Below are 13,856 nucleotides of genomic sequence, written 5' to 3'. Positions count from 1 at the left end.
GACGACGGGCGGCCGGCGGTGGGCCGGCAGCAGGGCTGGGCCCGGCGGCTTGCCGGGTACGCCTGGCGGTACCGGGCGAACGTGGTCCTCGCGCTCGGGTCCTCCCTGCTCGGTATGGCCGTCCTCGCCCTCGTGCCGCTCGTCACCAAGGTGATCATCGACGACGTCATCGGGACGAAGACCCGCGACCTCGGCGTCTGGACCGGCCTCCTCATCGGCGCCGCCGTCCTCGTCTACGTCCTCACCTACGTCCGCCGCTACTACGGCGGCCGGCTCGCCCTCGACGTCCAGCACGACCTGCGCACCGACATGTACGCCACCATCACCCGGCTCGACGGGCGGCGGCAGGACGAGCTGTCCACCGGGCAGGTCGTCGGGCGGGCCACCAGTGACCTCCAGCTGATCCAGGGCCTGCTGTTCATGCTCCCGATGACCATCGGGAACATCCTGCTCTTCCTCATCTCGCTCGCCGTCATGGCCTGGCTGTCCATCCCCCTGACCCTCGTCGCCCTCGCCGTCGCCCCCGCGCTCTGGTTCATCGCCAAGCGCAGCCGCACCCGTCTCCACCCCGCCACCTGGTACGCGCAGCAGCAGGCCGGCGTCGTCGCCGGAGTCGTCGACGGGGCCGTGACCGGCGTCCGGGTCGTCAAGGGGTTCGGCCAGGAGGACCAGGAGACCGGCAAGATCCGCGAGGCGGGGCGGAAGCTGTTCGCCGGCCGGATGCGGACGGTCCGGCTGAACTCGCGGTACACCCCCGCCCTCCAGGCCGTGCCCGCCCTCGGCCAGGTCGCCGTCCTCGCCCTCGGCGGCTGGCTCGCCTACCGCGGCCAGATCACCCTCGGCACCTTCGTCGCCTTCTCCGCCTATCTGGCCTCCCTCGTCGGCCCGGTCCGCATGCTCGCCATGGTCCTCACCGTCGGCCAGCAGGCCCGCGCCGGCGTCGACCGGGTCCTCGACCTCATCGACACCGAGCCGGTCATCCAGGACGGCACGAAGGAACTCCCGACCGACGCGCCCGCCACCGTCGAGTTCGACGACGTGAGCTTCGCGTACGAGGACGGGCGTCCGGTCCTGGACGGCTTCTCCCTGGAGATCCGCCCCGGCGAGACCGTCGCCGTCGTCGGCGCCTCCGGCTCCGGCAAGTCGACCGTCTCCCTCCTCCTGCCCCGCTTCTACGACGTCTCCCACGGCGCCGTCCTCGTCGGCGGCCACGACGTCCGCGAGCTCACCCTCGACTCCCTGCGCGCCGCCGTCGGGCTCGTCCCCGAGGACTCCTTCCTCTTCTCCGACACCGTCCGCGCCAACATCGCGTACGGCCTCCCGGAGGCCACCCAGGAGCAGATCGAGACCGCCGCCCGCGCCGCCCAGGCCGACCGGTTCATCGCCGAGCTGCCCGAGGGCTACGACACCAAGGTCGGCGAGCACGGCCTCACCCTCTCCGGCGGCCAGCGCCAGCGCGTCGCGCTCGCCCGCGCGATCCTCACCGACCCCCGGCTCCTCCTCCTCGACGACGCCACCTCCGCCGTCGACGCGAGGGTCGAGCACGAGATCCACGAGGCCCTGAAGTCGGTGATGGCGGGCCGTACGACCCTGCTCATCGCGCACCGCCGCTCCACCCTCAACCTCGCCGACCGCATCGCCGTCCTGGAGGACGGCCGCCTCGCCGACATCGGCACCCACGCGGAACTGGAGGAGCGCTCCCCGCTCTACCGCCGGCTGCTCACCGACCCCGAGGAGCTGGGCGCCGTCTCGCCCGGCCACGTCACCCCGCCCGAGGTCCCCGAGGACCGCACGCTGAGGGCCGAGCTGGACGCGGAGTTCGACGCCGAGCGGGGCATCACCCCGACCCTCTGGGTACGGGACGAGGCCGCCGGCGAGGAGAGCGCCGCACCCGGGGCCACCCCCGAACTGCTCGCCGCCGTCGAGGCCCTGCCGCCCGCCGCCGACACCCCCGACGTCGACGAGGCCCGCGCGGTGTCGCCCGAGGACACGTACGGCCTGCGCAGGCTGCTCCGCGGCTTCGGCGTCCCGCTGCTCATCAGCCTCGGCCTTGTCGCCCTCGACGCCGGCGCGGGCCTGCTGCTTCCCGTCCTCATCCGGCACGGCATCGACGAGGGCGTGAACCGGCTCGCGATCGGCGCGGTCTGGGCGGCCTCCGCGCTCGCCCTGGTCACGGTGCTCGTGCAGTGGGTCGCGCAGACCGCGGAGACCCGGATGACCGGCCGCACCGGCGAACGGGTGCTCTACGCGCTCCGTCTGAAGATCTTCGCCCAGCTCCAGCGGCTCGGCCTCGACTACTACGAGCGCGAGCTCACCGGCCGGATCATGACCCGGATGACGACGGACGTGGACGCCCTGTCCACCTTCCTCCAGACCGGCCTCGTCACCGCCTTCGTCTCCGTCGTGGCCTTCTTCGGGATCATGGTCGCGCTGCTCGTGCTCGACCTCCAGCTCGCCCTGGTCGTCTTCGCGACCCTGCCGGTCCTCGCCGTCGCCACGTACTTCTTCCGCCGCTCCAGCGTGAAGGCGTACGAGCTGGCGCGCGAGCGGATCAGCGTCGTCAACGGCGACCTCCAGGAGTCGGTCTCCGGTCTGCGGATCGTGCAGGCCTTCCGCCGCGAGCGCTCGGGCGCGGCCCGGTTCGCCGAGCGCAGCGACTCCTACCGAGAGGCGCGCGTCCGGGGCCAGTGGCTGATCTCGATCTACTTCCCGTTCGTGACGCTGCTGTCCTCGGCCGCGGCCGCCGCCGTCATGATCGTCGGCGCGAACCGGATCGAGGCCGGCACGCTCACCACCGGCGCGCTCGTCGCCTACCTCCTCTACATCGACCTGTTCTTCGCCCCCGTGCAGCAGCTCTCGCAGGTCTTCGACGGCTACCAGCAGGCCACCGTCTCGCTGAAGCGGATGCAGGAGCTCCTCCAGGAGCCGACGTCGACGGCCGCCGCCGACGCGCCCCTGGACGTCCGCTCGCTGCGCGGCGAGATCGCCTTCGAGGACGTCTCCTTCGCGTACGGCGGAGAGGACGGCACCGCGAAGAAGGAGACCGCCCTCACCGGCATCGACCTGCGCATCCCGGCCGGGCAGACCGTCGCGTTCGTCGGTGAGACCGGCGCGGGCAAGTCCACCCTGGTCAAGCTGGTCGCCCGGTTCTACGACCCGACGGGCGGCCGCGTCACCGCCGACGGCACCGACCTGCGGGACCTCGACCTCACCGCGTACCGCCACCGCCTCGGCGTCGTCCCCCAGGAGGCGTACCTCTTCGCGGGGACGGTCCGCGACGCCATCGCGTACGGCCGTCCCGAGGCGACCGACGCCGAGGTGGAGGCGGCGGCCCGCGCGGTCGGCGCCCACGACATGATCGCCACCCTGGACGGCGGCTACCTCCACGAGGTCGCCGAGCGCGGCCGGAACCTCTCCGCCGGGCAGCGCCAGCTGATCGCCCTCGCCCGCGCCGAGCTCGTCGACCCGGACGTGCTGCTCCTCGACGAGGCCACGGCGGCGCTCGACCTGGCCACGGAGGCCCAGGTCAACCAGGCGACCGACCGTCTCGCGGGCCGCCGTACGACCCTGGTCGTCGCCCACCGGCTGACCACGGCCGCCCGCGCGGACCGGGTGGTGGTCATGGACCACGGCCGGGTCGCGGAGGACGGCACCCACGAGGAACTCCTCGCTCTCGGCGGCCGGTACGCGGCGCTGTGGAGCACCTTCATCGGGGAGCCCGTGGACGAGGAGGAGTCGGAGCGGGTGTGAGTACGGGGCGTCCGCCCGGACGCCGGGCGGCGTTCCTGACCCAGCTCGGCGCCGAGGCTCTCTTCCTGCTGCTCCTCCTCACCGCGCTCTCGTAGGAGCCCGGGCCGGAGGCAACCATTCCGGGGCCTGGCGCGTCGTACGCCCGTACGCCGATTCACTCGGGAGGGGACCGCATGCCCACGGACACGCAGAAGCCACGACGTGGCCGACGGCTGCTCACCCGTGTCCTCGTCCCGCTCCTCGCCGCCCTCAGCCTGCTCGTGCTCCCAGGACCCGGCGCCGGGACCGCCGACGCCGCCTCCGTCTGCCACGGCCGGCCGACCAAGACCTACCGCTTCGCCACCGGCGAGCTGCGCCTCTACAAGACCCGCCACTACGCCTGCGCCGTCACCGTCGCCAAGCGCCCGGGAGCCGCCCGGCCGATGAGTGTCTCGCTCCAGCCGCGCGGCGGCCGCCCCGCCGTCAAGGCCGGACGGTACGGCCGGCAGACCGGGCCCGTCACCGTCCACGCCCTCAACCGCTGTGTCCGTGCGGTCGCTTCGGTGTCCGGGCGGGGGACGTCCACGGGCTGGATCCTGTGCTGATCCGAAGGAAAGTCCAAGGGTAAGGACCAACTGGGTCTGGCGGTCCACACGTTGCCCCCGCTAGGTTCGCGACACCGTTGTGAACCAAGGGGAGGACGAATGCGCAAGTCGCTCAGATGGCTGGTGTCGCTCTCGGTGCTCATAGGCACCGTCGGCTCCACGGGCGTGGCCACCGCCGCGAACACGGAGGCCGACAGCAGCACGGCTGTCGCCGACTCGCCGAGCACGGACATCAAGGACCGCATCCTGGCGATCCCCGGGATGAGCCTGATCGAGGAGAAGCCGTACGCCGGCTACCGCTACCTCGTGCTGAACTACGAACAGCCGATCGACCACCGACGCCCGTGGGCGGGCACCTTCCAGCAGCGGATCTCCGTCCTCCACAAGGGCACGGACCGTCCCACCGTCTTCCGCACCAGCGGCTACGGCCTGAGCACCACCCCGAGCCGTGCCGAGCCGACCCGGATCGTCGACGGCAACCAGATCTCCATGGAGTACCGCTTCTTCACGCCGTCCCGCCCGCAGCCGGCCGACTGGTCGAAGCTCGACATCTGGCAGGCGGCCAGCGACCAGCACCGGATCTTCACCGCGCTGAAGAAGATCTACAGCGAGAACTGGCTCTCCACCGGCGGCTCGAAGGGCGGCATGACCGCCACCTACTACGAGCGCTTCTACCCGCGTGACATGGATGGCGTCGTCGCCTACGTCGCCCCGAACGACGTGGTGAACAACGAGGACTCGGCCTACGACCGGTTCTTCGCGAACGTCGGCACCCAGGAGTGCCGCGACCGCCTGAACGGCATGCAGCGCGAGGCCCTCGTCCGCCGCGAGCCGCTGCAGAAGAAGTACAAGGAGTGGGCCGAGACCGAGGGCGCCACCTTCAACACGGTCGGCACGCTCGACAAGGCCTACGAGGCCGTCGTCCTCGACTTCGTGTGGGGCTTCTGGCAGTACTACGGCGAGGACGTCTGCGACCAGATCCCGGACGCGAAGACCGCGAGCGACGACACCGTCTACGAGACGATCGACGCGTACTCCGGCTGGGCCGCCTACACCGACCAGGGCCTGGAGTACTACACGCCGTACTACTACCAGGCGGCGACCCAGCTCGGCTCGCCGACCATCAAGCAGCCGCACCTGGACGGACTCAGCCGCTACGGCTACCAGCCGGCCCGCAACTTCGTCCCGAGCTCGATCCCGATGAAGTTCCAGCCGCAGGTGATGCGGGACGTCGACAACTGGGTCCGCAGGAACGCGAACCAGATGCTCTTCGTCTACGGCGGCAACGACCCGTGGGGCGCCGAGCCGTTCCACCTCGGCAAGACCGCGCGCGACAGCTACGTCTACACCGCGCCGGGCGCGAACCACGGCGCGAACGTGGCCGGGCTCGTCGACGCCGAGCGGGAGAACGCCACCGCCCGCATCCTGGCCTGGGCCGGCGTCCCCGCCCCGGCCGTCCAGGCGGCGCAGCCGCTGGCCCGCTTCGACGCCCGCCTCGACAAGCCGGTCGACGAGGACGTGACCCGGGAACACGGCCTGCGGCCGTAACCGCCTTGCGCGGTGAGGGGGGTGCGCCCGACCGGGCGCACCCCCCTCGTCCGTCCGTCAGCCGTACGACAGGCCGTGGCCCACCGGATACAGCACCTTCGCCGGGTCGTCCGTGCTCTGCACGGGCACCGGAAGGCGGCCCTGCGGCCGGGCCCGGCCCGCCAGGACCCGTACGGCCGCCCGGAGTTCGACATCGGTCCAGGAGTAGGAGGCGAGCGTCGCCCGCTGGCCGGCGATCCGGGCGATGTCGTACGGGTTGCGGATCGCGATCGTCACCACGGGCACCCCGGTCGCGACGAGCCGCGCCACGAGCGTGCGCTGCGGGCTGGTCGCCGTGACGTTGTACGTACCGACGACGACCACGTCCCTGCCGGCCGCGGCCGCCACCGCCTCCTCGATCCGCGCGCCCGTCGGGGTGATCCCGGTGGAGAGCGCGGTCGCGGTGAACCCGAGCTCCTTCAGCGCCGTCGCGAGGGTGGTGGTGGGCGGCCCGGTGGTCCCGGACGGCGAGGCCGGATCCGCGCCGACGACGAGGACCGAGCCGTGCGTGGCCGGGCTCAGCGGCAGGAAGCCGTCCTCATTGAGCAGCAGCGTCGTGGTGGCCTCGGCGATCCGGTCGGCCTGCGCGAGATGGGCGGCGGTGCCGACCACCCGCTCGACGCCGGCCCGGGACACGTACGCGTTACGGAACAGACCGAGCTTCGACTTCAGCCGCAGGATCCGCAGGATCGATTCGTCGAGCCGTTCCTCCGTCAGCTCACCGTCCCGGACCGCCTTCAGGACCGCGTTCCACGCCACATCGAGCTTCGGCGGGTTGAGCAGCTGGTCCACGCCCGCCTTCAGCGCGAGCACCGCCACGCGGTCGTCCCCGTACTTGGTGCGCACCCCCTCCATGCCGAGCGAGTCGGTGACCACCACGCCGTCGTAGCCGAGCTGTTCGCGCAGGATGCCGGTGAGGATGGGCCGCGAGAGGGTCGCCGGGTCCTCGCTGGGGTCGAGCGCCGGGACCACGATGTGCGCCGTCATGATCGAGTCGATCCCGGCGGCGATCGCGGACCGGAAGGGCGGCGCGTCGAGCTCCGCCCACTGCGCCCGGGTGTGGGTGATCGTCGGCAGCCCGTAGTGGCTGTCGACGGCCGTGTCGCCGTGCCCCGGGAAGTGCTTGGACGTGGCCGCGACGCCGGCCCGCTGGTACCCCTTGACCTGCGCGGCGACCAGACCGGCGACCGCCGTGGGGTCGGAGCCGAAGGAGCGGACGCCGATCACGGGGTTGGCCGGGTTGACGTTGACGTCCGCGACCGGCGCGTAGTTCTGCCGGATGCCGACGGCCGCGAGCTCGGTGCCCGCGATCTGCGCCGCCTTACGGGCGTCCGCGAGCGAGCCCCCGGCGCCGAGGGCCATCGCCCCGGGCACCAGGGTGGCGGGCTCGCCCACCCGGCAGACGATGCCGTGCTCCTGGTCCGTCGAGATGAGCACCGGGACCGGGGTGTCCTGCGCGAGGGCGGCCTGCTGGATGCCGTTGGACAGCTCGGCGATCTGCTGCGGGTCGCGGGTGTTGTGGGCCCAGGCGAAGTAGATGACCCCGCCCACGTGATAGCGCTCGACCAGCTCGGCGGCCGTACGGACGCCGATCTCCTGGAGGTTGGCGTCGATGTCGGCCTGGTCCGGTGCGGTCGCGGAGTGGCCGTACACCCGCATCACGAAGAGCTGGCCGACCTTCTCCTCGAGCGACATGCGGTCGATGATCCGCCGGAGCCTGTGGTCCTGGTCGGCGTGGGCGGGCGTACTCACTCCGGTGACGGCCGCCGCGGCGGCTGCGGCGGTCACCGTGAGGAGGGTGCGTCGGGAGGGGGCGGGGGCGCGGTGGTGCACTGATGCTCCTTCCGGCCGTGCGAGGTTGGGGGAAACCGCGGAAGCCTCCCGCTGAAGGAAACTTCCAAGGAGTCACGGATAGCCCGAAAGTAACTGCCAGGTCAAGGACCCGCGCACGAATCGCCCACGGCGGCGATCCCGGGCCGGGGTTCCTGGAGCGTACGGACCGGCACCCCGATCGGCGGGCGCCGCGCCGCTCCCGTCCGCCACATGGTCGCCCGCCCGGCCCGCCCGGAATCCCCTGGCGGCCCCGCCGCCCACGGCCGTATCGTCGACCGGTCGCGCACGCGAGATCCCGCCGCCCACGGTCGTGTCGTCGGACCGGTCGCGCACGCGAGATACCGCCGTCCACGGTCGTGTCGTCGACCGGCCCACCCGCGAGAAAGGCCCGTATGACCTTCGAGCACATCGCCGTCGACGCGCCCGAACCCGGCCCCGGCGCCGTCCTCCTCGCCGGCATCCCCGGCAGCGGCAAGTCGACCGTCGCCAAGGCCCTCGCGGCCCGCTTCGCCCGCTCGGCGCACATCGAGGTCGACCACCTCCAGGAGCTCATCGTCCGGGGCTGCCACTGGCCCACCCCGGACGGCGACCCGGAGGCGGACCGCCAGATCCTGCTGCGCGCCCGCAACGCCTGCCTGCTCGCCGGCAGTTTCACCGCGGCCGGCTTCCTCCCGGTGATCGACGACGTGGTCGTACGCCGCTCCCACCTGGACTTCTACCGCGCCCACGCGAAGGCGGGCCCGCTCCATGTGGTGGTCCTGGCCCCGGGCCCGGACAAGGCCTGGGAACGCAACAACGCCCGCCACAAGAGGCTCACGACGAACTGGGCGTTCCTGGACGAGGCGATGCGCGCCGAACTGGCCGGCGAGGGCACCTGGATCGACAACGCGGACCAGACGGTGGAGGAGACGGTGGAGGCGGTCCTGAGGGCGACGGGCCTGGCCGCCGAGGCGAACTGACGCCCCGGGGCCCCCGCCCCACGGGCCGCCCACGGCCCGCGCGGTCCGGCTCGGCCCCGCCGTCACCCGCGCGGTCCGGCTCGGCCCGGCGTCACCCGCGCGGTCCGGCTCCGGCCCAGGCCCGCCGCCGCCCCCGGCGGTCCGGCTCGGGCCCGCCGCCGCCCCGGCGCCCCGCCTACCCCCGCGGCCGCCCCGTGGACCCCCGTACCACCAGCTCGCCCGGGACCGTCTCCAGGCCTCCCGCCGGAGGCTCCTCCGTGCCCATCGCCAGGCGGCCCGCGCGGACCCCCGCCTCGTGGAGCGGGAGGCGTACGGTAGTCAGGGCCGGGACCGCGTCCACCGAGAACGGCAGGTCGTCGAAGCCCGCCACGGACACGTCGCCCGGGATGTCCAGGCCCCGTTCCCGCAGGGCCGCGCAGACGCCGAGTGCCACCGTGTCGTTGGCGGCGACGACCGCCGTGAGGTCGGGGTCGCGGGCGAGGAGTTCGGCCGTCGCCTCGTAGCCGGCCTGCCGGTCGTACGCGCCGTGGACCGTCGGGCCCTCCGCGATGCCCGCCGCCGCGAGCGCCGCCCGGTGGCCTTCGAGGCGGTGCCGGGTCGTCGTCCGGTCGGCGGGCCCCGCCGCGTACCCGATGCGCCGGTGGCCGAGGCCGAGCAGGTGCTCGGTGAGCTGCCGCGCGCCGGTCCGGTTGTCGAAGACGAGCGCGGCCGCGTTCGCGTCGCCCGGCACCGGCGGGCGTCCGCACAGCACGACCCGGGTCCCCGCCTCCGCCAGCTTGCTGAGCTTGCCGGCGGTCGCCGCCAGGTGCTCGGGGTCTTCCAGGGAGCCGCCCATGAGGATCACGGCGGCGGCGCGCTGCCGCTGGAGCAGGGTGAGGTAGGTCAGCTCGCGCGCGGGGGAGCCGCCCGTGTTGCAGACGACGGCGAGCTTCTCGCCTCCGCCGCGCCCCGAGGCGCCTTCCCCGATCGCGCTCTGCGCCGCGCTCGCCATGATCCCGAAGAAGGGGTCGGCGATGTCGTTGACGAGGACGCCGACCAGGTCGGACGTGGCGGCGGCGAGGGAGCTCGCGGGGCCGTTGAGGACGTAGTCCAGCTCGTCCACGGCCCGCAGGACCCGTTCCCGGGTCGACTCGGCGACGGGGTAGTTGCCGTTGAGGACGCGGGAGACGGTGGCGGGGGAGACCCGTGCGCGGGCGGCCACGTCCGCCAGGGTGACGGTCATCGTGTGCGTACCTCCGGGGGCCTTGTCGACGGCGATGTCGGCAGGCTAGCGTCATCCCCGATAGAAAGCGCTTTCTTCCGAGAGGGTGCCGCACACCGGGGAGAGGAACCCTTCGTGACACGCAGGACAGTCCGCATCGCCATGAACGGCGTCACCGGACGCATGGGATACCGCCAGCACCTCGTCCGTTCGATCCTCGCCCTGCGCGAACAGGGCGGCCTCGACCTCGGCAACGGTGAGACCCTCTGGCCCGAGCCGGTCCTCGTCGGCCGCCGCGAGCACGCCCTGCGCGCGCTCGCCGAGCGCCACGGCCTCACCGAGTGGTCCACCGACCTCGACGCCGTCCTCGCCGACGACAGCATCGACATCTACTTCGACGCCCAGGTCACCTCCGCCCGCGTGGACGCGCTCACCAAGGCCATCGGCGCCGGGAAGCACATCTACACCGAGAAGCCGACGGCGGCGGACCTCGCGGGCGCGCTGGAACTGGCCAGGCTCGCCACGGAGAAGGGCATCAGGCACGGCGTCGTCCAGGACAAGCTGTTCCTGCCGGGCCTGCTCAAGCTGAAGCGCCTCATCGACGGCGGCTTCTTCGGCGAGATCCTCTCCGTGCGCGGAGAGTTCGGCTACTGGGTCTTCGAGGGCGACTGGCAGGACGCCCAGCGCCCCAGCTGGAACTACCGCTCGGAGGACGGCGGCGGCATCGTCGTCGACATGTTCCCGCACTGGGAGTACGTGCTCCACGAGCTGTTCGGCCGGGTCACCTCCGTCACCGCCCAGGTCGCCACGCACATCCCGCGCCGCTGGGACGAGCAGGGCAAGCCGTACGAGGCCACCGCCGACGACGCCGCGTACGGCATCTTCCAGCTGGAGGGCGGCGCCATCGCCCAGATCAACTCCTCCTGGACCGTCCGCGTCAACCGCGACGAGCTCGTCGAGTTCCAGGTCGACGGCACCCACGGCTCCGCCGTCGCCGGACTGCGCGGCTGCCGCGTCCAGCACCGCTCGGCCACCCCGAAGCCCGTCTGGAACCCCGACATCCCGGTCACCGAGTCCTTCCGCGACCAGTGGCAGGAGGTGCCCGACAACGCCGAGTTCGACAACGGCTTCAAGGCCCAGTGGGAGCTGTTCCTGCGGCACGTCACCCTCGGCGAGCCGTACCACTGGGACCTCCTCGCGGGCGCCCGGGGCGTGCAGCTCGCCGAGCTGGGCCTGCGGTCCGCCGCCGAGGGCCGCCGCTTCGACGTCCCGGAGGTCAGCCTGTGATCCGCCTGCCCGCACCGGACGGCACCGTACGGGAGTACACCCCCCGCACCGAGCCCCTCGCGCTCACCACGAGCGGCCCGCTGAGCTCTCGTACGGTCTTCTCCGCCGCCCACGTCGTCGCCGACCCCTACGCCGACACCAGCCCCGACTCGCCGGCCGCCGTCGACTGGGACGCCACCCTCGCCTTCCGCCGCCACCTCTGGTCCCAGGGCCTCGGGGTCGCGGAGGCCATGGACACCGCCCAGCGCGGGATGGGCCTCGACTGGACCGGCGCCGCCGAACTGATCCGCCGCAGCGCGGCGGAGGCCCGAAGCCTGGGCGGCCTGGTCGCCTGCGGCGTCGGCACCGACCAGCTCACGGGCCCTGCCGATCTGGCCGCCGTCCGCAAGGCGTACGAGGAGCAGCTCGCCCTCGTCGAGGAGACCGGCTCCCAGGCCATCCTGATGGCCTCCCGCGCGCTCGCCGCCGCCGCTTCAGGACCCGAGGACTACCTCGACCTGTACGGTCATCTCCTCCGCCAGGCGAGCGAGCCGGTCATCCTGCACTGGCTCGGCCCGATGTTCGACCCGGCGCTTGAGGGCTACTGGGGCTCCGCCGACCTCGACGCCGCCACCGAGACCTTCCTCGACGTCATCAAGGCGCACCCCGACAAGATCGACGGCATCAAGGTCTCCCTCCTCGACGCCCGGCGCGAGGTCGAACTCCGCCGCCGCCTCCCGGAGGGCGTCCGCTGCTACACGGGCGACGACTTCCACTACCCGGAGCTCATCGCGGGCGACGAACAGGGCTTCAGCCACGCCCTGCTCGGCATCTTCGACCCGCTGGCCCCGCTCGCCGCGGAGGCGGTCAGGACCCTGGACACGGGTGACGTCGACGGCTTCCGCGCGACCCTCGACCCGACGGTCGCCCTCTCCCGGCACCTCTTCCAGACCCCGACCCGCTTCTACAAGACGGGCGTCGTCCTCCTCGCCTGGCTGGCCGGCCACCAGGACCACTTCACGATGGTCGGCGGCCTCCAGTCCGCCCGCTCGCTCCCGCACCTCGCGCGCGCGTACGAACTCGCCGACGGCCTGGGCCTGTTCCCCGACCCGGCGCTCGCCGAGGCCCGGATGCGATCCCTCCTCACGGTGTACGGAGTGCCCCGGTGAACCTCGACCGCTTCAGCGTCAACCAGATGACGGTCAAGCAGCTGGCCCTGCCGGAGCTGGTCGCCGAGTGCGTCCGGCTCGGCGTCCCCGGCGTGGGCCTGTGGCGCGCGCCGGTCCAGGAGTACGGGGTGGAGGCGGCGGCCGCGCTCGTCCGCGACGCGGGCCTCACCGTCACCACCCTCTGCCGGGGCGGGTTCTTCACCTCGGACGGGTGGGAGGAGGACAACCGCGCGGCGATCGACGAGGCGGTGACGCTCGGCACCGACACCCTCGTCCTGGTCTCGGGCGGCCTCACCGCCGCCTGCCCCGACCTGCCGTCGGCCCGCGCCCGCATCGCCGAGGCGATCGGGGCGCTCGCCCCGTACGCGGGGGAGCGGGGCGTCCGGCTCGCCATCGAGCCGCTGCACCCGATGTACGCCTCCGACCGGTGCGCGGTCTCCACCCTGGACCAGGCCCTGGAGATCGCGGAGCGGTTCCCCGCCTCCCAGGTGGGCGTCACGGTCGACACGTACCACCTGTGGTGGGACGACCGCGCCCCGGCGGCGGTGGAACGGGCGGGCGCCGAGGGCCGGATCCACAGCTTCCAGCTCGCCGACTGGACCACCCCCCTGCCGGAGGGAGTCCTCAACGGCCGGGGCCAGCTGGGCGACGGCTGCGTCGACCTCAGGGCCTGGGCGGACCTGGTGGAGAAGACCGGCTACACGGGCCCGGTCGAGGTGGAACTCTTCAACGACGAACTGTGGGCGAGGGACGGCGTGGAGGTCCTGGAGGAGACGCTGGAACGCTTCCTGAGGGTGTGAAACGGGGGGCTCGGGAGACGTCGGGGTCTGAACGCCCCGGCGGCCCGGCCGCCCGACCCACCCGCTGACCCACCCGCTGGGCGACTCGCGGACCGGCCGTGTGCGGCGGTCGGGCCGTGTCCCGCGGTCGGGCTGTGTGCGGCAGCTCGGCCGTGTCCCGCACCACCGGCGTGTCCGGTGGTGCGGGGTTATTTCTTCGGGCTCCCGCGCAGGATGTCGCCGAGGCCGCCGGCCGCCGGGGCGCCGCTCTTCCTCGCCGCCGCGCGCTTCGTCATGACCGTGAGGACCACGGGGATCAGGATGTCGACCGCCCGGGTCACCGTGGCAGCGGGGATCCCGGTCCTCTTCGCGATCGCGTGCGCCGCCGGGCGGGCCAGTTGGCCCAGGACGCCGGCCATGAGGCCGCCGGCCGCCAGGCCGCCGAAGCCGGCGACGCCCTGGAGCGGGGGATCCGCCGCGCTCACCTCGTCGACGGCGGCGCGTACCTCGTCGGCGCTGGACGGCTCGGCCGCGGCCTGGCGCAGCCCGCCGGAGAGCTCGGCCACCGAACTGCCCACGAGCTCCTGGGCCCCCGCGGCGTCCGTGCCGAGCAGCCCGGCGATCTCCTGGAGCCGGTCGTCGCCGAGCTCGGACAGGACCTCGTCCTGGAAGGAGGGTTCACTCATGTCCGCAACGCTAGGACCCGTCCTTCACGTCGGCATGTCGAG

The 13,856-nt window shown here is 73.0% G+C and carries 10 protein-coding genes; 7 read left to right on the top strand and 3 right to left on the bottom strand.

All coding sequences use genetic code 11. From position 1 onward, the window contains the following. Positions 1-18 precede the first annotated feature (18 nt). From ACZ4VK_RS04640 to ACZ4VK_RS04630, 3 genes are all read left to right on the top strand, one after another. Complete coding sequence (locus tag ACZ4VK_RS04640; RefSeq protein WP_468348864.1) at positions 19-3,750, top strand: ABC transporter ATP-binding protein; 3,732 nt, start codon at positions 19-21, stop codon at positions 3,748-3,750. Between the two features lie 173 nt (positions 3,751-3,923). Further along, positions 3,924-4,334 (top strand): hypothetical protein, encoded by a 411-nt coding sequence (locus ACZ4VK_RS04635; protein ID WP_468348370.1) that lies wholly within the window; start codon positions 3,924-3,926, stop codon positions 4,332-4,334. A 99-nt stretch (positions 4,335-4,433) separates the two neighbouring features. Next, positions 4,434-5,882 carry an aminopeptidase gene (locus ACZ4VK_RS04630; protein ID WP_468348368.1) on the top strand — a complete coding sequence of 483 codons (1,449 nt, stop codon included), beginning with the start codon at positions 4,434-4,436 and terminating at the stop codon, positions 5,880-5,882. A 57-nt stretch (positions 5,883-5,939) separates the two neighbouring features. On the opposite strand, the gene ACZ4VK_RS04625 is transcribed toward ACZ4VK_RS04630, so the two are convergent. Next, complete coding sequence (locus tag ACZ4VK_RS04625; protein ID WP_468348366.1) at positions 5,940-7,754, bottom strand: glycoside hydrolase family 3 protein; 1,815 nt, start codon at positions 7,752-7,754, stop codon at positions 5,940-5,942. 392 nt (positions 7,755-8,146) lie between these two features. On the opposite strand from ACZ4VK_RS04625, the gene ACZ4VK_RS04620 reads away from it, so the two are divergent. Further along, the gene (locus ACZ4VK_RS04620) at positions 8,147-8,713 is read left to right on the top strand and encodes an AAA family ATPase (protein WP_468348364.1); all 567 of its coding nucleotides are present in this window, start codon (positions 8,147-8,149) and stop codon (positions 8,711-8,713) included. Between the two features lie 175 nt (positions 8,714-8,888). Here the strand turns inward: ACZ4VK_RS04620 and ACZ4VK_RS04615 are convergent, their stop codons facing one another. Continuing rightward, entirely contained in the window at positions 8,889-9,935 is a 1,047-nt protein-coding gene (locus ACZ4VK_RS04615) for a LacI family DNA-binding transcriptional regulator (protein WP_468348362.1), read from the bottom strand. A gap of 114 nt (positions 9,936-10,049) precedes the next feature. Here ACZ4VK_RS04615 and ACZ4VK_RS04610 point away from each other — a divergent pair, with 114 nt between their 5' ends. From ACZ4VK_RS04610 to ACZ4VK_RS04600, 3 genes are read left to right on the top strand one after another with little or no spacing between them, the layout of a single operon-like run. Then, on the top strand, positions 10,050-11,201 hold the full coding sequence (locus tag ACZ4VK_RS04610) for a Gfo/Idh/MocA family protein (protein ID WP_468348360.1): 1,152 nt from the start codon (positions 10,050-10,052) through the stop codon (positions 11,199-11,201). Beyond that, entirely contained in the window at positions 11,198-12,349 is a 1,152-nt protein-coding gene (locus ACZ4VK_RS04605) for a dihydrodipicolinate synthase family protein (protein ID WP_468348358.1), read from the top strand. Before ACZ4VK_RS04610 ends, ACZ4VK_RS04605 begins: the two co-directional genes overlap by 4 nt. Before the next feature lie 26 nt (positions 12,350-12,375). Continuing rightward, positions 12,376-13,149: a sugar phosphate isomerase/epimerase family protein gene (locus ACZ4VK_RS04600; protein WP_468348862.1), complete on the top strand. Its 774-nt coding sequence runs from the start codon at positions 12,376-12,378 to the stop codon at positions 13,147-13,149. Positions 13,150-13,337: 188 nt separating this feature from the next. Here the strand turns inward: ACZ4VK_RS04600 and ACZ4VK_RS04595 are convergent, their stop codons facing one another. Further along, positions 13,338-13,814 carry a DUF937 domain-containing protein gene (locus ACZ4VK_RS04595; protein ID WP_468348356.1) on the bottom strand — a complete coding sequence of 159 codons (477 nt, stop codon included), beginning with the start codon at positions 13,812-13,814 and terminating at the stop codon, positions 13,338-13,340. Positions 13,815-13,856 lie beyond the last annotated feature (42 nt).

The organism is Streptomyces sp. NPDC028711 (genome assembly GCF_055565415.1).
Note: the sequence above shows the minus strand (reverse complement) of the source record. Positions and strands in the feature narration are given on the sequence as shown.

Bases quoted from the DNA above. Each gene is read 5' to 3' on its own strand.
- ACZ4VK_RS04620 (WP_468348364.1), top strand. From the start codon at position 8,147: ATGACCTTCGAGCACATCGCCGTCGACGCGCCCGAACCCGGCCCCGGC.
- ACZ4VK_RS04615 (WP_468348362.1), bottom strand. From the start codon at position 9,935: ATGACCGTCACCCTGGCGGACGTGGCCGCCCGCGCACGGGTCTCCCCC.
- ACZ4VK_RS04595 (WP_468348356.1), bottom strand. From the start codon at position 13,814: ATGAGTGAACCCTCCTTCCAGGACGAGGTCCTGTCCGAGCTCGGCGAC.
- ACZ4VK_RS04630 (WP_468348368.1), top strand. From the start codon at position 4,434: ATGCGCAAGTCGCTCAGATGGCTGGTGTCGCTCTCGGTGCTCATAGGC.
- ACZ4VK_RS04635 (WP_468348370.1), top strand. From the start codon at position 3,924: ATGCCCACGGACACGCAGAAGCCACGACGTGGCCGACGGCTGCTCACC.
- ACZ4VK_RS04600 (WP_468348862.1), top strand. From the start codon at position 12,376: ATGACGGTCAAGCAGCTGGCCCTGCCGGAGCTGGTCGCCGAGTGCGTC.